Source organism: Granulicatella adiacens ATCC 49175 (genome assembly GCF_025150565.1).
Taxonomy (GTDB): Bacteria; Bacillota; Bacilli; order Lactobacillales; family Aerococcaceae; genus Granulicatella; species Granulicatella adiacens.
Map to the genome: position 1 here is coordinate 1,479,533 of NZ_CP102283.1, position 17,974 is coordinate 1,497,506.

At 38.2% G+C, this 17,974-nt stretch carries 18 protein-coding genes and 1 other annotated feature (1 of these 19 only partly in view); of the genes, 3 read left to right on the plus strand and 15 right to left on the minus strand.

What is annotated here, in order from left to right; all coding sequences use genetic code 11:
- Positions 1 to 27, minus strand: a binding site (T-box leader) (it extends 187 nt beyond the left edge of the window).
- Between the two features lie 56 nt (positions 28 to 83).
- The 7 genes from dnaI to NQ540_RS07270 form a co-directional block, all read right to left on the minus strand.
- Positions 84 to 1,007, minus strand: a complete 924-nt coding sequence (gene dnaI / locus NQ540_RS07240; protein WP_050755099.1) for a primosomal protein DnaI — start codon at positions 1,005 to 1,007, stop codon at positions 84 to 86.
- A 14-nt stretch (positions 1,008 to 1,021) separates the two neighbouring features.
- Positions 1,022 to 2,464: a DnaD domain protein gene (locus NQ540_RS07245; protein ID WP_005606837.1), complete on the minus strand. Its 1,443-nt coding sequence runs from the start codon at positions 2,462 to 2,464 to the stop codon at positions 1,022 to 1,024.
- A 17-nt stretch (positions 2,465 to 2,481) separates the two neighbouring features.
- Entirely contained in the window at positions 2,482 to 2,949 is a 468-nt protein-coding gene (nrdR, locus tag NQ540_RS07250; protein WP_005606839.1) for a transcriptional regulator NrdR, read from the minus strand.
- A 41-nt stretch (positions 2,950 to 2,990) separates the two neighbouring features.
- Positions 2,991 to 3,590 carry a dephospho-CoA kinase gene (gene coaE / locus NQ540_RS07255; RefSeq protein WP_005606840.1) on the minus strand — a complete coding sequence of 200 codons (600 nt, stop codon included), beginning with the start codon at positions 3,588 to 3,590 and terminating at the stop codon, positions 2,991 to 2,993.
- 131 nt (positions 3,591 to 3,721) lie between these two features.
- Complete coding sequence (locus NQ540_RS07260) at positions 3,722 to 5,068, minus strand: glucose-6-phosphate isomerase (RefSeq protein WP_005606841.1); 1,347 nt, start codon at positions 5,066 to 5,068, stop codon at positions 3,722 to 3,724.
- A 60-nt stretch (positions 5,069 to 5,128) separates the two neighbouring features.
- Positions 5,129 to 5,518, minus strand: a complete 390-nt coding sequence (locus tag NQ540_RS07265; RefSeq protein WP_005606843.1) for a CvfD/Ygs/GSP13 family RNA-binding post-transcriptional regulator — start codon at positions 5,516 to 5,518, stop codon at positions 5,129 to 5,131.
- A 9-nt stretch (positions 5,519 to 5,527) separates the two neighbouring features.
- Positions 5,528 to 6,118: a peptidylprolyl isomerase gene (locus tag NQ540_RS07270; RefSeq protein WP_005606845.1), complete on the minus strand. Its 591-nt coding sequence runs from the start codon at positions 6,116 to 6,118 to the stop codon at positions 5,528 to 5,530.
- A gap of 198 nt (positions 6,119 to 6,316) precedes the next feature.
- Here NQ540_RS07270 and NQ540_RS07275 point away from each other — a divergent pair, with 198 nt between their 5' ends.
- The 3 genes from NQ540_RS07275 (at position 6,317) to NQ540_RS07285 (ending at position 8,444) form a co-directional block, all read left to right on the plus strand.
- Positions 6,317 to 6,826, plus strand: a complete 510-nt coding sequence (locus NQ540_RS07275) for a divergent PAP2 family protein (RefSeq protein WP_005606846.1) — start codon at positions 6,317 to 6,319, stop codon at positions 6,824 to 6,826.
- Positions 6,827 to 6,839: 13 nt separating this feature from the next.
- Positions 6,840 to 7,826 (plus strand): NAD(P)/FAD-dependent oxidoreductase, encoded by a 987-nt coding sequence (locus tag NQ540_RS07280; protein WP_005606848.1) that lies wholly within the window; start codon positions 6,840 to 6,842, stop codon positions 7,824 to 7,826.
- A gap of 117 nt (positions 7,827 to 7,943) precedes the next feature.
- Positions 7,944 to 8,444 carry a phosphatidylglycerophosphatase A family protein gene (locus NQ540_RS07285; RefSeq protein ID WP_005606850.1) on the plus strand — a complete coding sequence of 167 codons (501 nt, stop codon included), beginning with the start codon at positions 7,944 to 7,946 and terminating at the stop codon, positions 8,442 to 8,444.
- An 80-nt stretch (positions 8,445 to 8,524) separates the two neighbouring features.
- Here NQ540_RS07285 and NQ540_RS07290 read toward each other — a convergent pair whose 3' ends face one another.
- The 8 genes from NQ540_RS07290 to NQ540_RS07325 form a co-directional block, all read right to left on the minus strand.
- Positions 8,525 to 9,547, minus strand: a complete 1,023-nt coding sequence (locus NQ540_RS07290) for a lipoate--protein ligase (RefSeq protein WP_005606852.1) — start codon at positions 9,545 to 9,547, stop codon at positions 8,525 to 8,527.
- Between the two features lie 3 nt (positions 9,548 to 9,550).
- Positions 9,551 to 10,432: an SIR2 family NAD-dependent protein deacylase gene (locus NQ540_RS07295; protein ID WP_005606854.1), complete on the minus strand. Its 882-nt coding sequence runs from the start codon at positions 10,430 to 10,432 to the stop codon at positions 9,551 to 9,553.
- Between the two features lies 1 nt (position 10,433).
- Positions 10,434 to 11,228, minus strand: coding sequence for a protein-ADP-ribose hydrolase (locus tag NQ540_RS07300; protein ID WP_005606855.1), 795 nt, complete (start codon positions 11,226 to 11,228; stop codon positions 10,434 to 10,436).
- Positions 11,221 to 11,553: a glycine cleavage system H family protein gene (locus NQ540_RS07305; RefSeq protein ID WP_039849108.1), complete on the minus strand. Its 333-nt coding sequence runs from the start codon at positions 11,551 to 11,553 to the stop codon at positions 11,221 to 11,223. The genes NQ540_RS07300 and NQ540_RS07305 overlap by 8 nt, the downstream gene beginning before the upstream one ends.
- Position 11,554: 1 nt before the next feature.
- Entirely contained in the window at positions 11,555 to 12,547 is a 993-nt protein-coding gene (locus tag NQ540_RS07310; RefSeq protein WP_005606859.1) for an MsnO8 family LLM class oxidoreductase, read from the minus strand.
- Complete coding sequence (locus NQ540_RS07315) at positions 12,537 to 13,745, minus strand: NADH-dependent flavin oxidoreductase (protein ID WP_005606861.1); 1,209 nt, start codon at positions 13,743 to 13,745, stop codon at positions 12,537 to 12,539. The genes NQ540_RS07310 and NQ540_RS07315 overlap by 11 nt, the downstream gene beginning before the upstream one ends.
- A gap of 14 nt (positions 13,746 to 13,759) precedes the next feature.
- Positions 13,760 to 15,211, minus strand: coding sequence for an amidase (locus NQ540_RS07320; RefSeq protein ID WP_223429370.1), 1,452 nt, complete (start codon positions 15,209 to 15,211; stop codon positions 13,760 to 13,762).
- A 144-nt stretch (positions 15,212 to 15,355) separates the two neighbouring features.
- A complete protein-coding gene (locus tag NQ540_RS07325) occupies positions 15,356 to 17,962 on the minus strand; it encodes a YfhO family protein (RefSeq protein WP_005606864.1) in 2,607 nt (868 codons plus the stop codon).
- Positions 17,963 to 17,974 lie beyond the last annotated feature (12 nt).

Here is a 17,974-nt window from a genome sequence, read left to right on the forward strand (position 1 = left end):
GTTTCTTGTCTTTTTCATCATTTTCAAATTATTTAGTTCATTAGTATTTAACCACTAATCTATTTTATTTTCAAGCATTTTAATTAAGATGGATTTCTGTGATTAATACCATCTACAAAAAATTCTTTTGCTAAGAAACGAATACGTTCGATCAGACGTTTTGCTTTAAGAAGCTCTTGGTCTCCTTTGTTCGAATGAGCAAAATGCGCTTCTAACTGTTCAATCGTGAAGTTCGATGTGAAGAACGTTGGTAATTCTTGCAACATACGGTGCTGTAAAATCACCATCAATACTTCATCTCTAAACCATGCACTATTCATTTCAGCACCAATATCATCTAGAACTAAAATAGGTGTATTTTTAATCGTCATTAGTTTTGATTCAACCGAATTTGTCGCAATCGCCTGTTTGATTTCTGAACTATAAGTTGGAACATTGACTAAAGTCGTCTCTATCCCATGTTCAGACAATTCATTCGCTAATGCCCCCATCATATAAGTCTTTCCAACTCCAAAAGGCCCTGCTAAGTATAAACCTTTTTGATATTCGGCATCCTCTGGTTTATATCCTTCGATGAATTTCAACAATTCCCCAATGACCTCTTGTCGTTCTGGCGTAAGCGCCGTATCTGAAAAACGTGCTTCTGCGATATTTTTCGGCATATTAATCGAATGAATCAATTTTCTACGTTTGCGTTCTCTTTCCTGGCGAATCGCTTCTTCTGTCCGACTATAATTTACTAAAATAAAACCATTATGCACTTCAAGTGATGGTTCTAATCCTGGAGCCTTTACAACTTGATGATTTTTTCTGGCATCTCTTTCCATAATGAATTCTAACAACGCAGAGGTTCCTTTACGAACGGCTTGCGGATCTAATTCACTTTTATGACGCTCTAAAAAAGATTTGACATCTTCATCAGAATAAATTTTTTCTTCGATGGCTTTTAAATTAGGAATCTTTTGATCCGCCTCTCTTTGATTTAATAATCCTTTAAAACCTTCCATTGTGGTCACCTCCATTATTGTTGTTCTTTTTGTTGACTCGTTTTTAATTTTGCAATTTGATTGGCCAAATGATTTGAAACTTGTTCTGGTTGACTCTTACTTGGTGTAGGCGTTTGTTTTTCCTTCGTCTTGGACTCTTTCGCCCACTCTGGTAATTGCTCTTGATAACCACTATTTTTTCTGTAGTTATTCTTACCTGCATTATGCAATTGCTGTTTCCGCTTAACCTCTCTTTGTAAATCACGGTTCCTTACAGCATCTATGGCCTCTTTAGCGCTTTGAATCCCTTTGGTCGCCCAGTCGTTAGCAATCGCATCTACAAAGTTCCTTGCAAGCGTCGCATGATCCAACTGAACTAGCGTATAGTGGAATAAAATATTCAACACTTCATTTGGCAGACCACTCACAGAGACAAGATCAAAAATTAATTGTCTCTCTGCTTTGGAAACATACCCTTTTTTCTGCGTCTTTATACTGGAGACAAAATCAATGGGGGACAATTCTTTTGCTGCTTGAATTAATATCCCGATTGCGTCATCTTCTACAGAAGAGACTTCTTCAGACGTTTCAGATTTTTCTTTCATTTCTTCTGTGACAGAATGATCTTTCTTCTCTCTCATTAGATTCACCTTATTTTGGGCGGCTTCTTGACCTAATTTCAGTAAGAATTCTTCATCAATCACTTTAGTCGATAAATCTGAAGCAATCACTAGGAATTGAGCGATTTCTGACTCTGAAAATCCGTACGCTTTATGCAATACATCAACGATTCTTTTGACTTCCTTCGTCAAAGAATCCAAATCAACAAATTCCGTCTTCAACAGTCCTTCAATCAATTCCCAATCAACCTCAGATGAAAATTCCATTGGTGTTTGTTGTTTTACATCCATTACCATTCTTTTTTCTTGAGAGAGATTTCTCGTATAAGACTCCATATTGTAAGGAAGTCGGTACACTTCTTCAAATTGAGCGCTTGTTGAATCTCCTAAATCTCCTACGTTAGCAGCTAAAAATCTCTGTTTTAATTTTTCAAACCGATGATTTCCCACCTGATTCAACAGTAAAGTGGACAGAAGGGCATCTTTAAAAAAGAGACGTGGTGAAGTTGGCGCTAATAATTCCATTGTATAGGTTTGAGGACGAGAAGCAGTGGGTTCCTTATGATAGGTCTTCAACAACCCTATTCCTTCAAGTCTAGATTTTGCTAAATGAAAATCTGGCATTCCTAAATTTGTCATGGACAGTAATTCAGAAATTGAGAACACTTCGCTCTGATAGGCAGATGGAGATAATTCACCGTATAAAGTAGCATACAAAAGTGTGGCTTCTTTTCCAATAAACGGAGCATATAATTGCATTAAAAATTGTATTTCTCTTTCAGTAATCCAAACCGGTTGAATCACCAAAATTCCGTCCATTGGTTTATATTTGGACCACGGAAATTCTTTTGACTGCATTCCTTCAATTCCTTTCTTTAATCTTTATTGTCCATTTCAAAAGACATGCGTTCTAATTCTTTTAAGAACATTTTTCGGTCTGTAAACTGACGATACACACTGGCAAAACGAATATAAGCAATATCGTCAATTTTAGATAAATGATCCATGACCATTTCTCCAATTAAAGTGCTGGATACTTCATTTTCCCCTTCTTGGTTAATCGAACGCTCAATTTCATTGACAATGGTTTCTAACTGTCCCAATGATACAGGACGTTTTTCAGCTGAACGAACTAATCCATTTAATAATTTTTCACGACTAAATTCTTCACGATTGCCATTTCTTTTGATGACGAGTAATGGTGCTTTTTCTAAACGTTCAAAAGTCGTAAAGCGGTAGCCACATTCTTCACACTCTCTTCTTCTACGAATCGAACGTCCATCATCTGCCGGACGACTATCTACTACACGAGAACCATTATTTTTACATTTTGGACATTGCATAAAAAACACCTCTCCTTTTTGTGCTTATTCGATTAATTATATCATTTTTTTCGGAAATTTTCGAGTAGCCACTGATGAACTCTAGCTTCTAATTCTTCAATAGACCCTTCATTAGTCCAAACGATATCCGCCTTTTTAACTTTTTCTTCTAAAGACATTTGAGAGGCGATTCTCTTTAGAGCTTCCTCTTTAGTTAATCCATTGCGATTTTTTAGGCGCTGAATCTGAGTTTCCACCGAAACAACCACTACGATTATTTCATCACAGAGAGTCTCATAATGCATCTCAAATAATAGCGGGATATCTAGAATAATGAGAGGGTGGTTTTGTTTTTTCGCCTCTTGTATTTGAAGTTCAATTTCCGTTCTAATCAGAGGTTGAAGCAAGTCGTTGACCTCCTTCAAAACAGAAGCATCACTAAACATTTTTCTGCCTAATTGCGTTCTATCTAATGAACCATCGTCTAGTAAAATAGAGTTCCCGAATCGTTTTGTAAGAGACGTCAGTCCTACTGAATTTTTTTCAACAACTTTTCTTGCAACGACATCTGCATCGATAATCGGAATGCCCGCGTTCTTGAATATATTCGAAATGGTTGATTTGCCACTAGCAATCCCGCCTGTTAATCCAATAACTCTCATCTTTTTCCTCCAACACTTCTTGTAAGACCTATGTTAGTTCAAAACCGATATTGTCGCAAGTTCTTTTTACATCCATCACCCAAAAACATACAAAAATACCGCACCCTCAATATGAGAATGCGGTAAGTCGATTATAGACGTTCGTTTAATTCTTTTGCTAAGTCTTCGAATCCTGGTTTTACAAGTAAAGCAAACATGTTTTTCTTGTATGCTTCTACCCCTGGTTGGTCAAATGGATTAACACCATTTAAGTAACCTGAAAGACCTACTGCGATTTCGAAGAAGTAGATTAAGTGTCCTAATGTGTAAGCTGACATATCAGGAATGTTCACTACAAAGTTTGGAACTTGACCATCTGTATGAGCAAGTAATGTTCCTTGGAAAGCTTTTGTATTTACAAAGTCCATTGTTTTACCTTGTAAGTATCCTAATCCATCTAAATCTTCTTCTGTTTCAGGAATTGTTACTTCTTCATTTGGTTTACCCACTTTGATAACTGTTTCGAAGATGTTACGACGACCTTCTTGGATGTATTGTCCTAGCGAGTGTAAATCCGTTGAGAAGTTTGCGCTTGAAGGATAAATTCCTTTGAAGTCTTTCCCTTCTGATTCACCAAATAATTGTTTCCACCATTCAGAGAAGTATTGTAATGTTGGTTCGTAGTTAATGAGTAACTCTGTCACTTTTCCTTTACGGTATAACACATTACGTGCTACAGCGTATTGGTAAGCTTCGTTTTCTTTTAAGTTTGGTGAGCTGTATGCCACACGTGCATCTTCAGCCCCTTGCATTAATTCATCTACATCTGCACCCGTTACTGCGATTGGAAGTAAGCCTACTGCTGTTAACACTGTGAAACGTCCACCGACATCATCAGGAATTACAAATGTTTGGTATCCTTCCACATCTGCTTCAGATTTTAATGCTCCACGAGCACGGTCAGTTGTAGCGTAAATACGATTTACAGCTTCTTCTTTACCATATTTTTTAATTAATAAATCTTTAAATACACGGAAAGCAATCGCTGGTTCTGTTGTTGTACCAGATTTAGAAATTACGTTTACAGAGAAATCACGGTCTCCGATTAAGTCAATTAAGCCTTGTAAGTAAGTTGAGCTAATGCTGTTTCCTGCAAATAACACTTGAGGAGTTTTACGTTTGTCGCTTGGTAAGTAGTTATAGAAAGCGTGGTTTAGGAAATCAATCGCTGCACGCGCTCCTAAGTATGAACCACCGATACCGATTACCACTAATACTTCAGATTCTTCTTGAATCTTTTTAGCAGCTGCTTTAATACGAGCAAATTCTTCTTTGTCATAGTCGCGAGGTAAGTTAATCCAACCTGTAAAGTCGTTTCCTGCTCCTAACCCTTCTCTCAAATCTTTATCTAATGCAGTCACAGTAGATTGCAAGTGATCGATTTCTTCTTGATTAAAGAAACCTAATGCTTTTGAATAATCAAATGAAATATGTCCCATTTGAATACCTCCTTAAAATTTTTAATATTCGTCAAACAGATTGTTTAAAAAGCGAATCTATTAACTCTTATTTTTATCTTTTACAAATTTTTCTTGAGCTTCTTCAATCCATATTGGTAGTTTCTTTGCTAAGCTAGAAAAACCAATCGATGGAGTGTAACGTTTGCGATTCTTCTTAATACGCTGTGGAAAGTCCGGTACATCTAATTTTTCAAGTGCTCGAATCGATAAACTAATCTTATTTGAGAATTCATCGACGTCAATAACTTTCGCTGTCACTTCCTGTCCTACTTTCACAAAAGCATGCACATTATCCATATATCCATGCTTACACTCAGAAATATGAATCAATCCTTGCGTATCTTCGTCTAGCTCTAAGAAAACTCCGTAATTTTGTACACCTGTTACTTTTGCAGTAACGATGTCACCAATTCTAAAAGTTTTACTCATAGGACCTCCCTACGCGTTTACTTCCATGGATTCAATCACTACATCTTCAAGTGGACGATCTTGTCCATTTCTTTTAACGCCTTCGATTTCAAGAACAACGTCCATTCCTTCAACAACGCGTCCAAATACAGTATGACGATGATCTAACCATGGTGTACCACCAATTTTAGCATATTCTTCAACGATTTCTTCAGGCCAGCCGCCATCTTTTAATTGTTTTAACATTTGAGCGGGTACTTGTTTTGCTGTAACGATGAAAAATTGTGACCCATTTGTATTTGGACCCGCATTCGCCATTGAAAGGGCTCCATATAAGTTAAACGCTTCTCTTGAAAATTCATCCTCAAAAGTACGGCCATAAATCGACTCACCACCCATCCCTGTACCAGTTGGGTCTCCGCCTTGAATCATGAAATCTTCAATAACACGGTGGAAAATCACTCCGTTATAATAACCATTTTTAGCGTGTGTCACAAAGTTTTCTACTGTTTTAGGTGCAATTTCAGGGAATAATTCCAATTTGAAATCTCCATGATTTGTATGCACCGTTACAAGTGGATTACTTGTATTTAATTCATTTAGTTGTGGAAATTGACTCATTCTTCCATCTCCTTTTACTTCTTAATGATGAATTGCTCATCTAACCTCTTCTATTAAACCACAAAAGCCAAACAGGTGCAATTTAGCCTTTCTACAAAACTTAAGAAAAAAATCATTTCATTCTATAAATTTTCTTTAGTGATTTTGATGAATTCATGGTATAGTAGATTAGTATAAAAAAAGAAAGAGTGTAGTTGAATGACAATATTTCAGAATTATCCATTAGTCGCTTCTATTTGTTCGATTCTGTTTGCACAATTTGTTAAATTTCCTATTGCCTATTTTTCAAAGAAACCAGATGCTCATGTTTCTTTAGTAACGAGTACTGGTGGAATGCCTAGCTCTCATTCTGCAGCAGTTAGCTCTTTGATTACTGCTCTAATTATCGAATATGGATTCACTTCTCCTTTAGTAGCTATTGCCACTACTTTTGGCTTAATCGTGATGTTCGATGCAATGGCGGTAAGACGACAAAGCGGTGAACAAGGGATTTTATTGCAAAAATTATATGAAGAACAATTACGAGAAGAATCTAGTGCACTAAAGCATGTTGAAATCGAATCGGAAGATGATCCCATCAATATTTTCGATACGGAAGAAAATAAAAAATTAATCATTAAAAAGTATTTAGGTCACAAACCAGTAGAGGTCTTTGCCGGGGTATTAACAGGAATTATAATGGCCTTTATTTTAAGAATGTTCTATTAATCGGAGGTACAAAGTGACTCAAGAGATTGTTGATATTATTATTATCGGCGGTGGGCCTGTCGGGCTTTTCACCGCTTTTTACGCTGGTCTACGCCAAGCTTCTGTTAAAATTATAGAGAGTTTACCAGAATTAGGCGGTCAACCATGGATGTTATATCCTGAAAAGAAAATCTACGACATCCCTGCTTTTCCTGAAATCCAAGCAGGAACATTAATTGAAAACTTATTAGCACAATTAGAAAGATTCCCAAGCACTCAGTACTGTTTAGAAGAAGAAGCTTTAGAATTAAACAAAACTGAGTTTGGATATGAAGTGATTACTTCAAAACAAACCCATTTAGCAAAAACGGTGATTATTGCCTGCGGAAATGGAGCTTTTCGACCAAGAAAACTAGAAATTGATGAAGCTTCACATTACGAAGGTAAAAATTTACATTATTTTGTCAATAACCTAGAACGCTTTAGAGACCATACTGTCGCTATCTGTGGGGGCGGTGACTCTGCTGTAGACTGGGCGCTTGCCTTAGAACCCATCGCAAAAAAGGTTTCTATCATTCATCGTCGTCCGCAGTTTCGAGCTCAAGAACATAGCGTAAAACAACTAGAAGAATCAAGCGTTGAAATCTTAACCCCTTATCTTCCTGAGCAAATAATCGGAAATGGTGAGAAAATTCAATCCGTTGTACTAAAACACGCTAAAGGCGAAGATCAAATTGAAATTCCTGTTGACGATTTCATTGTGAACTACGGCTTCTCTTCTTCTATCGGGGGCATGAAAAACTGGGGATTTGAAGTTCTAAGAAATTGTATTATGACAAATAGCCAAATGGAAACCACACTTCCTGGTGTCTTTGCGGTTGGAGATATCGCAACATATGACGGCAAAGTAAAAATCATTGCTACTGGATTTGGTGAAGCACCTATTGCCATTAATGCTGCAATGACGTATGTGAACCCAAATAGTCGACCAAGCACGATTCACAGTTCATCCATGTTCTAACCGTTTACAAAATTTCAAAAAAACGCTCAATTCACTTGGGCGTTTTTCTTTTTTGTGTTAAAATAAAAAGCTACTCTTTTTAAAAGGGTTTCATAATTAATAAAAAGGAGGATTTTTATGAAAAGCCCAAAAGAATTACACGAACGTTCTTTAGAATTGTTATCTGAACGTGGTGTAGACGTAGATCAAATTGCTGATTTAGTTTATTTCTTACAAGAAAAATATGTTCCAGGTTTGACAAAGGAAGAATGCCTAAGTAATGTTCACAGCGTTTTAAAGAAACGTGAAGTACAAAATGCTGTCATTACCGGAATTGAAATGGATAAACTTGCTGAGGAAAAGAAATTACATCCATTATTAAACGATATCTTATCTGAAGATGAACCTCTATATGGAGTCGATGAAATCTTAGCATTATCAATCGTTAACGTATATGGTTCTATTGGATTTACAAACTACGGTTATATCGACAAAGTAAAACCAGGAATTCTTAAAAACTTAGATGACAAATCAACTGGTAAAGTAAACATCTTCTTAGACGACTTAGTAGGAGCTATTGCAGCCGCTGCAGCAAGCCGTCTAGCACACAGCATTCCAGCAAAAGAAGAATTAGACTAATCATGCAAAAAGGATGAAGCACAACGCTTCATCCTTTTCTAAATTTATCGAGTGATACCTTATACGGTATCACTCTATTTTTATTCTCCTAAAACGAGTCCAGCAAATTCTTCTGCAGTGACTGCGCCAAAGTAGTTTCTTAAATCGATGGCACTTAAGACTTCTACTAAGTCCTCTTTCACCATACGAACGCCTTTTAGTTTTTCTTCGACTTCTTGAACATTTCCTTTAGCGAAGAAATCTCCGTAAATACGGCAATTTGAAATTCGCCCTTGTTCTACTTCTAGGTAGCATTGAATCGTTCCGCATGCAAAACGGCCATCACGGTAATCACTATATTGAGGAGATTGGCCATAATTCCATTCCCAGTTTTTATACTTAGAAGCTGTGAGTTCATCGATTGCTTTCCAATCTTCCTCGGTTAATACATAACGTTTCGCTTCATCAATCGAATTAATTCCTAAAATCTTACAAGTGATTAAGTTTTTGAACTCATCTACCGTCACATTCTGATATTCTGGAGCAAGATACGGACGAATACTTCCCACTCGCGCACGGACTGATTGGATTCCTTTGGATTGTAATTTCTTTTTGTTTGGATTCAAGACTTTTTCCATCGCATCATAGTCTACATCTAATAAGAGTGAGAATCCACCATATACACGACCATTACTAATCGTCATCGCAGCACCGGATACTTTTTTACCTTCAATCGTTAAGTCGTTACGACCAGTTTGTTCGACAGCTGTTGCACCAAGTTCATGTAAAGCTTTGATCGCTGGTTCATATGTTCTCTTGAAGTCGCCAAAAATTCCATTATCTTGAATTAAATAGCATACATTCACTGCACCAGAATCCACATATACGGCACCACCGCCTGTGTCACGACGAACAACAAGAATATTGTTTTCTTTTAAATATTCCTCGTTTACTTCAGCAACGGTATTTTGGAATTTTCCAATTTCAACTTTAGGGTCGCAGTAATATGGGAACAAGATGTCATCATCTAAGAAGACATTACTTTGCACATATACTTGCATCGCAAGCGCAACTGCACCATCTTTTACATATTTTCCATCACGGATTGGTTCGATTAAATACATCGTTTATTCTCCTTTAAGCTCTTGATAGGTCCCATGAATTAATGGGGCGATGTTTTCTGACAATTGTACGGTTTGCTCTCTTAGCGCCAGTGGGATGCGGTAATGCTTATGATTCATACTCACAAACAGCGTATTTGGATTAGATTGCACGCATTTTTGGAAAGGGTTCTTGATAAATTGCGGCGTTGTGAAACCTACTCCGATTTCTAAGAAGAGAACCTTATCATTTTTATGTTCTTCTAAGAACGCATCATAGCGTGCCTTTTGCGCAAAGAAATCTGCTGACTCGACCATCCCTTTTTCAGCGTTACGCTTATTAATTTCAAGAGGAGCTCCACATTCTGGACAGAATGGAATTAGTTCATAAGGAACCTTCATATCTTTTTGCTCGGCAATCATCTTGCGAACTAAGGCATCATCGCTATATGTTTTTGCATGACAATGCTGGTTGCACTGGAACAGCCCATACTCTCCTTGAATATGATAAACCTTCTCTTTGTCATAACCTGCTACCCAAAACGCATTATCCGCATTCGTTGTGATAATGTGGTATGGCTTGGCTTTGAGCATTTCTAATAGTTCCACGTAGGATTGTCCCACAGGTTGGTCCAAGTAATTAAGCGCGATAAAACGACTTTGAAACGCCCAATACTCTTCCCAACTCGGAAAATGAAATAGACTCGCCTGTAACATATCTAAAAATTGATACTTTTCAATAAAATCAGGAAAGGCGTCTTCGAATCGACTGCCAATGTAGGTGAACCCATCAGCCGCTGACATCCCAGCTCCGATACCAACCACGATGGCATCTGCTTCCTGGAATAAATCCGCCAGTAGACTAGCTTCAGTCGTTCTTTCTTTTTGTAATGCATTCCATTTCGTCATTCTACTGTTCTCCTGATAATAATTTCTGATAAATTGATTGATCTTCCTTGGTATAAGTCGAAAAGACAACGGTTATAGTTGAAGCCGTGTCCTGTAACCACTTGTTAACGGTATCCTCCGCAATAAGCGCTGCAGGTTCTTTTGGAAATCCAAACTCTCCTGTTGAAATTCCGCAAAAAGCAATCGAGGTTAGACCTGCTTCTCTAGCTGCTTCCAGACAACTTTTGTAGCAACTAGCAAGTAATTGTTCACGTAGTGGCGTTACTTTTTGCCCTGGAGACAAAAATGGCCCTACCGTATGAATAATGTACTTTGAAGGTAAGTTGAATGCTGGCGTAATTTTTGCTTTTCCAACAGGTTCCTTCTTCCCTTGCTTTTTCATTAAATGATGGCAAAAGGTTCGAAGTTCAATGCCTGAAAAAGTGTGAATAGCATTATCGATACAGCGGTGGTTTGGAATAAAACATCCTAGCATCTCACTATTCGCCGCGTTCACAATCGCATCGACTTTCAGTTCACATAAATCACCATAATAGAGTTTGATTTGGTCATTTGCTGTTGATATGCAATCTGCTAAAGTCTGCACTCTAGGAGCATGGTACTCTTTTAAATACTCGTTTTCCAAAGTGACATATTCTGCCGGGGCAACTTTTGGTTGTCTGATATTCACAAGCCCACGCCATTTCTCCTTCAACTCTTCTACCGTTTTCCCTTCAACTTCAGGGGATTCTCCTGCTTCCTGCGCCAAAAGCTCAATCATTTGTTTGAGCAACTGCTCTTCTGTATGATTATTCATCTTCTAATGCCAAGAATGCTGCTTCATCAACATCCGTCAATGTTACTAACCAGTGTTCTTCTGGTTTTTCAGAGTTTAATAATTTAGGATCTTCAGTTGCTGCTAAGTTTCTAGCAACGACTTTCCCTGCCAGTGGAGTCACAATCGACATCACTGTTTTACTTGCTTCTAAGCTTAAGATTTCGTCTTCAGCTTCTAATTGGTCATCCATGTTAAATTGAACGAAACCAATCGTACCGACATCATCTTGAAGTTCTGGAGTCATACGAATCGTGTAGTTTTCTCCTTCTTTATCAATCCATAAAAAGTTTGCAAATTTTCTCATTTTAATTTTCTCCTTTATACAATTCAGCAAGTAATTCCACTGAACGTTTTCTCTTTTCAATTGAACCGACGAGTGGAATAAATAAGAGCTCGTCAGGATTAGAGACTGCTCTTAGCGCCTCCATTTGCTCGTAAACTTCACGTGGATTTCCCACGATGAGTCGACTGCGGTTGCTTGCGATTTTCTCACGGTCCCGCTGTGTAAATTCATATTCTTCCACATCTTTTTGAGTTGGGAAGGTATGGAACTCCGCAAAATCCTGTTTTCCAAGCATCCATAAATCTAGTGGTTTCGCCATTCTTTCTGCTTCTTCACTCGTGTCTGCAATAACCACAAATACTGCTAGTACAAAGTTACTTGGTTTGCTATGTGGACCTGCTTTAAAGTTGCTGCGATATTTCTTGGAAAGAGATTTCGCCAACTCCACAGGATCTTGAGGAATATATGGAAATACACCATACACAAAACTCAATCCTAGAGAGGCCGCAGACTCAATCGACTGACCTCCCATCCCAAGAAGGAACTGTTCAGGAACCGTTACAGTTTCCGGAACAACCACACCTTTACGACGAGCCTCATTTAAATACTGTTGGAGCTTTTCTAACCAAAGGGCGTATTGCTCTTTCGAATAAGGCGACTGTAAGTGACGACCTACAAGAGGAGTCCCTGGCGAATTGCCAAGACCAATATCCACACGTCCCGGGAATAGTCCTTCAAGCGTTGACATAATTTCAGCTACCTTATACGGCGAATAATGCAAGCCCATAATTCCACCAGAACCAATATGAATGTTCTTCGTGTGGCTAGCAAGGTACGGAATAACCACTTCTGGAGCACTAATCGATAGTGCTGGCACATTATGATGTTCACTTACCCAGAAACGATGGAATCCAAGTTCATCTGCTAATTGCGCCAACTCTAGCGTTTCACGAATGGCCTCTACACTCGTCCTTCCTTCATCTACGAGACCATAATCTAAAAGACTAATTTTCATCTGTCTTTCTCCCCTCGTAGTTCACTTCTAGTCCTCTGAAGAAATCTCTAGCTTCTTTTTCAAGCGACTCCCCAAAGTCCATTAAAGGAACAATATCTTTAAAGGCTGCCTTTGGAATCGCTAAGGCTTCGAGGGCTTCTGGTTTAATCGTTAATTGAATTTCTGATTCATTACCTTCTTGAATCTTCACGGCAAATTCTGGATCCGTGATAAATGGTGTTGACAGACCAACTAAATCTGCATTTTCCAATGCTTCGAGGGCTTTTTCTTTAGAATTAATACCGCCTGAAGCAATCACTGCGACGCGTCCTTTCAAACGGTCATAGACGACTTTATTAACGAGTTCGCCTTGATGGGGTCCTTTGGCACGAACTTTATTTCTAAAGACATCGTGTCCCCAGCTTGCAATGGCTAAGTAGTCAATGTTCACTTTCTGAAGAGCTTCTTCGAAGAACTCAAGAAACTCATCCACCGTGTATCCAATTTGGTTTCCACGCGTTTCTTCAGGAGTTGCTCGAAATCCTAAAATAAAATCATCTGAAACAGTTTCATCAATCACTTCTTGGACAGCCGTTAAAACTTCCATCCCTATTCTTGAACGGTCCTCTAATGTCTTACAGCCATACTCATCAGTACGTTCGTTTGAGAACGTGGAGAAAAAGGTTTGAATGAGGAGTCGTTGTGCCGATGAAATTTCTAACCCGTCAAATCCAGATTGAACGGCAATTTGTGCAGCGCGGCGATAATCTCCAATAATACCATGAATTTCTTCTACGGTTAATTCTTTCACTTCATGTGGGAACGGCGATTGCAATGTCATCGCACTTGGGCCATACACATAGCGGTCACGATTTAAGGCATGGCTTGCAAAACGTCCTGCATGCGTTAATTGCAGGATTGCTTTAGCTCCACCTGATTTCATCGCTTTAGCTAGTTTAGTTAAGCCTTCGATATCATCAAGAGATGTCGCGCTAAATCCATACTCGAAAAGCTGTCCATGCTTATTCACGTAGGCCGCTCCTGTAATTTGAAGGGCTGCAGCATGCGCACGACGCTCGGCGTATTTTAAATCATCTTCTGTAATATGCCCTTCTTTTGTCGAAGAATTCGTCACCATTGGAGAAAGCACAAAGCGATTGTCCAATGTGACTCCTTTTTTTAATTCGAAAGACTTAAATAAATCTTCTGTTTCTATCACACTTTCACTTCTTTCTACTGTTTTGTTACTTGTAATAATTGTTCTTGCTCAAACCATTCTGCGATTTGTAGGAGAAGGTCTTCCCTTCCTTTTGCTGCAGCGAGTTGCACACCAATTGGAAGTCCCTCTTTGGTGCAGTGAACTGGCAAACTAATCGCTGGTTGACCAGTAATATTAAACCGCTGTGTAAACGGCGTATCTGCTACGCTCTCCTCAAACATTTCCCAGAGTAATTGTTGCTTCTGGTCTTTTGTAAACTCATCGATTCGAATGAGTTTGGACGTTAATTCTGTAGATAACTCATATGGATTAAGACCGGGAGCAGGCTGGGCAACCGTTGGTAGTAACAGCACATCATACTGCTCGTGCAACTGCGCCATCTGATTCGCATAACGATCCCAACTGGATGCTACTTTTGAATATTCCATCCCTGAAATATCAAGCCCACTTCGATAAATAGCCCAAGTCATCAGTTCCATATCGCCACGCGTTACTGATCGTCCTAGCTGTCGTTCAATATTTTGGAACATCAACGCTGTTTCCACCGAACTAATAATATAAAATCCCTTCTGCAGAGCGATACCGTCGACTGGATCTTTCTGAAGCAGGGTCACGGAATGACCATGATTTTCAAAAAAATGGGCCGCCTTCATCACCGCATCCACAGCATCTTTAGAGACCGCTTCACTCACTGGCGACTTTACTAACACGGCAACTCTTAATGGTTTTAACTGTTCTGCTGGATAAAGTTCTTCAACACTTAATTTCGGCAACGGGAACGGACTTTCCATTTGGCACTCTTGCAGGTGGAACAATAAATTTCTCGTATCTTGGACGGTTTTCGTCAGTGCAAAATGAACGGTTGCACCATTCCAGCCACGATATGAACCAGGGCCTGCAATCACACGTCCTCTAGAAGGCTTCAGTCCAATCAAACCATTATGGCTTGCGGGAATTCGGATTGAACCACCGCCATCACTTGCTGCAGCAACCGGCGTGATTCCACTTGCTACAACAGTAGCAGATCCACCACTAGAACCACCAGCATTTCGATCAAGATTCACCGCATTTCGAACGGGACCATGTAACAAGGAGTCACTCACTGTCTTAAAGCCGAACTCCGGCGTATTCGTACGTCCCAAAATAATAAACCCAAGCTCTTCTAAACGTTTGACAAAGTTATCTGTCTGCATGCTTTTTACATCTTTGAATAAACGTGAGCCATAAGTACAGATAGTCCCCTTCTGCTCTTGCCCTAGGTCTTTTAGAAAGATAGGCACTCCCGCAAAAGGTTGACTCTTTAATGAAAAACGTTTTGCTTTTTCTATGGCTTCCTCATATTGTGTATAAACGATAGCATTTAAGGAAGGATTCAATAATGTAGCTTTTTGAATAGACTCTTCAACTAATTCTAGTGGGCTAATTTCTTTTGACAAAACCATTTGCCCTAAAGTGGTTGCATCCAAAACATCTTCCTCCCATTTCTTCTCATACTATTTTATTAACAGGCCATTATAACCATGAATTTAAGCGGATTTCAAAGATAAGATTCTATAAAGACACTAAAAAAAACAACATCAGAAATAATTCCTATTTCTGATGTTGTCTCTTTACTTTGAGGTATCCATTTCACTGTATTTTAAAAGGAAAATTAGTACACAGACTGATAATAAGGAAATGAGACTTCCGACTTTCAACCCTGGCGGATCATAAGCCCAAACAATTTCATGTTCACCTCTTGTTAGTGTCACGCCCATAAACAAATCTAGTGATTTTTTCACCTCTTGTTTTTTTCCATCGACCAATACACTCCATCCAGAATGATAAGGAATCGTAAAGGTCGCAAATCCTTGATTCGAATCTGTAACTGTTACATGTGCTTTAACAGTCGAATTAGAGTAAGAGTCAATCGTAATAGAATTTTCTTTTTTGGTTTGTTCTAAAGCATTTGCGAGTGTTGGAATATCCAATTCATAAAATTTAATGTCTTGAACATTCCATTCTTTGACCTTTCCTTTTTCAAAAGAGAAATTTAAGGATGAAGCAAGATTTCCATTTCCAATTGGCCAAAGCTGATTCGAATGGAACCGAACTTCATAAGAATAATTCGTCCCGTCAAGCATTACTTTAGATTTATTAATATTTCCTGATTGCGATACAGGGATTTGAACAAAATAAAGTTTATTTGGACTCAACGGTATCGTCCATTGGATTTGTGTCTCTTCCTCCTCATTAATCGCCGTAAACTTTTCTCCAGACTGATTTAGATTTTTAACAATCGGTTTAGGGATAGTGATTTCCTTGAGAGCTGAAGTCGAATTTAATCCAATGACTTCCAATAACTGATTGAGATTCGAAACCGGAGCATTTTGATTGAAGCGAACATTTCTAGCCGTCGATTCATTGGTTAAAAAGCCTAAGGAGAAAACATATGGATTCTTATAGACCGTATATTTTTCAAAGGAATCTTCTTTTAAATACAGGCCTCTCATATCAGGAAAAGCCGATTTCTCATCTCCTGTCATCATCATTCTAGAAACACCAAGCATCGAATCGAGAATGACATTTCGATTGCTATAATTAGCGACTGATTGAGAAGTAGCTAAGCCTAATTGTCCCAACTTTTGAATCAACGAATACTCTAAGCTAGAAGTAAAATGAGAACCCCCATTGTAGCCAAACGCAATCGGAAAATTGGCATAGGAAAGTCCTTTATGAATTTCCATCCGCTGAAAATCATGGCGAGTTTGTCCATATTTTTCGTCAAACTTGGAGGCTAATGTCATTTGCTCTTGTATACTATCGCGACTGACAAAATAAGGAACCCTTCTTAAACCAATAAAGGCGTTTAAAGCGAGTTCAAACAACACAATTCCACTCAATAGCTGATATCTTCTTCGAATATTGATTTTTGGAATAAAAACAATCATTAAAACGATTGTCCAAATGACGAAAGCGAGTATTTTTTGTGAGGCATCCACAATTTTTAGAGAAGTCATCAACGAAGAAACTAGGATACTCCCAAATCCGACAGATGTCACTATTACATGAGTCCAATTAAATTCAGCCTTCCATTTCATTAAGCTCTCTGAAGCAAGTACAAATAGAAACGAATTAGCAATCCAAGAGTTTCTAAAATAGAAGCCTACTGGTCTTTGTCCCATATGCCAAATTTGATCTAACCCTTGAATATGAAAAGACAATATCATTGCAACTAGCACAATGGACGCCATGATTTTTTTCCTTAAGGTAATTTCCTGACAGGCATAAAAGGTGAACAACCCAAACAATCCTAGACTCCCTACAAATAGCTGAGGAAGTGCTTGCGGATCTCCCCATTCTTTTTCCCCGAAAGATCCTACGATAAATTTTTGACTCATTGAAACTAAGTCATTAACCGCTTTAAAGGACCATTCAAATGTACTACTAGCGCTGGCTTTGCTTTCTAATAATGCACTGAAAACCGGTAACAGCCAAAATGCAGCCATCCCTACTCCAATGAGAGAAAAAAGAGCTACTCGCATGATTTTTGCAAAAGTTTCTTTCCACGCTATTTCTTCAGAAAAAGCGATATACATGGTGTATAGAATAATCAAAAGGCACATCATATATCCTGTATAGAAATTGGTAATCAAACTAAGTGCTAAAAATACGGGAAGTTTTATGGATTTCTTTCCATGGAAAATATCCTCAATCCCCAAAAAGATAAAAGGAACATAAACCAAATTATCTAAAAAATTAGGATTATAATGCTGAGAAATGATAAAACCACTTAAAGCATAAGAAGTACATAATCCAACTGCGAGCCAGTATCGTTTCGATACAGCTTGATATTTTTTCTCAATAAAATAACCAAATACCACTCCCATAACTCCAAAACGAATTAAAGGAATGATATAACTGATGACATGAAAACTCGAGATAGGAAAAAGCACATATAAAAAAGTGAACGGACTTAAACTATTAAATCCCCACACACTCGGCATTGCTCCTCCTAATGATTTTTCAAATGACCAAAACAGTCCGCTAAAATCGCCATTCCAAAACATTTTATGTAATCCTATATATAATGGAAAGTATTGAGAAAGAAAATCTCCACTATGAATAGAACTTTTTGAAAAAGGGGTCAAACCTAAACATAGGAAGACCCCCAACATCAATATAAATGGAATAAAAAATAACGAACTATACTTTAATTTCAATTTTGAAATTGTCATTACAGTCTACTC

Excerpts from the sequence above, each read along its gene's own strand:
- dnaI (WP_050755099.1), bottom strand. The coding sequence starts at position 1,007 with ATGGAAGGTTTTAAAGGATTATTAAATCAAAGAGAGGCGGATCAAAAG.
- NQ540_RS07245 (WP_005606837.1), bottom strand. The coding sequence starts at position 2,464 with ATGCAGTCAAAAGAATTTCCGTGGTCCAAATATAAACCAATGGACGGA.
- nrdR (WP_005606839.1), bottom strand. The coding sequence starts at position 2,949 with ATGCAATGTCCAAAATGTAAAAATAATGGTTCTCGTGTAGTAGATAGT.
- coaE (WP_005606840.1), bottom strand. The coding sequence starts at position 3,590 with ATGAGAGTTATTGGATTAACAGGCGGGATTGCTAGTGGCAAATCAACC.
- NQ540_RS07260 (WP_005606841.1), bottom strand. The coding sequence starts at position 5,068 with ATGGGACATATTTCATTTGATTATTCAAAAGCATTAGGTTTCTTTAAT.
- NQ540_RS07265 (WP_005606843.1), bottom strand. The coding sequence starts at position 5,518 with ATGAGTAAAACTTTTAGAATTGGTGACATCGTTACTGCAAAAGTAACA.
- NQ540_RS07270 (WP_005606845.1), bottom strand. The coding sequence starts at position 6,118 with ATGAGTCAATTTCCACAACTAAATGAATTAAATACAAGTAATCCACTT.
- NQ540_RS07275 (WP_005606846.1), top strand. The coding sequence starts at position 6,317 with ATGACAATATTTCAGAATTATCCATTAGTCGCTTCTATTTGTTCGATT.
- NQ540_RS07285 (WP_005606850.1), top strand. The coding sequence starts at position 7,944 with ATGAAAAGCCCAAAAGAATTACACGAACGTTCTTTAGAATTGTTATCT.
- NQ540_RS07290 (WP_005606852.1), bottom strand. The coding sequence starts at position 9,547 with ATGTATTTAATCGAACCAATCCGTGATGGAAAATATGTAAAAGATGGT.
- NQ540_RS07295 (WP_005606854.1), bottom strand. The coding sequence starts at position 10,432 with ATGACGAAATGGAATGCATTACAAAAAGAAAGAACGACTGAAGCTAGT.
- NQ540_RS07300 (WP_005606855.1), bottom strand. The coding sequence starts at position 11,228 with ATGAATAATCATACAGAAGAGCAGTTGCTCAAACAAATGATTGAGCTT.
- NQ540_RS07305 (WP_039849108.1), bottom strand. The coding sequence starts at position 11,553 with ATGAGAAAATTTGCAAACTTTTTATGGATTGATAAAGAAGGAGAAAAC.
- NQ540_RS07310 (WP_005606859.1), bottom strand. The coding sequence starts at position 12,547 with ATGAAAATTAGTCTTTTAGATTATGGTCTCGTAGATGAAGGAAGGACG.
- NQ540_RS07325 (WP_005606864.1), bottom strand. The coding sequence starts at position 17,962 with ATGACAATTTCAAAATTGAAATTAAAGTATAGTTCGTTATTTTTTATT.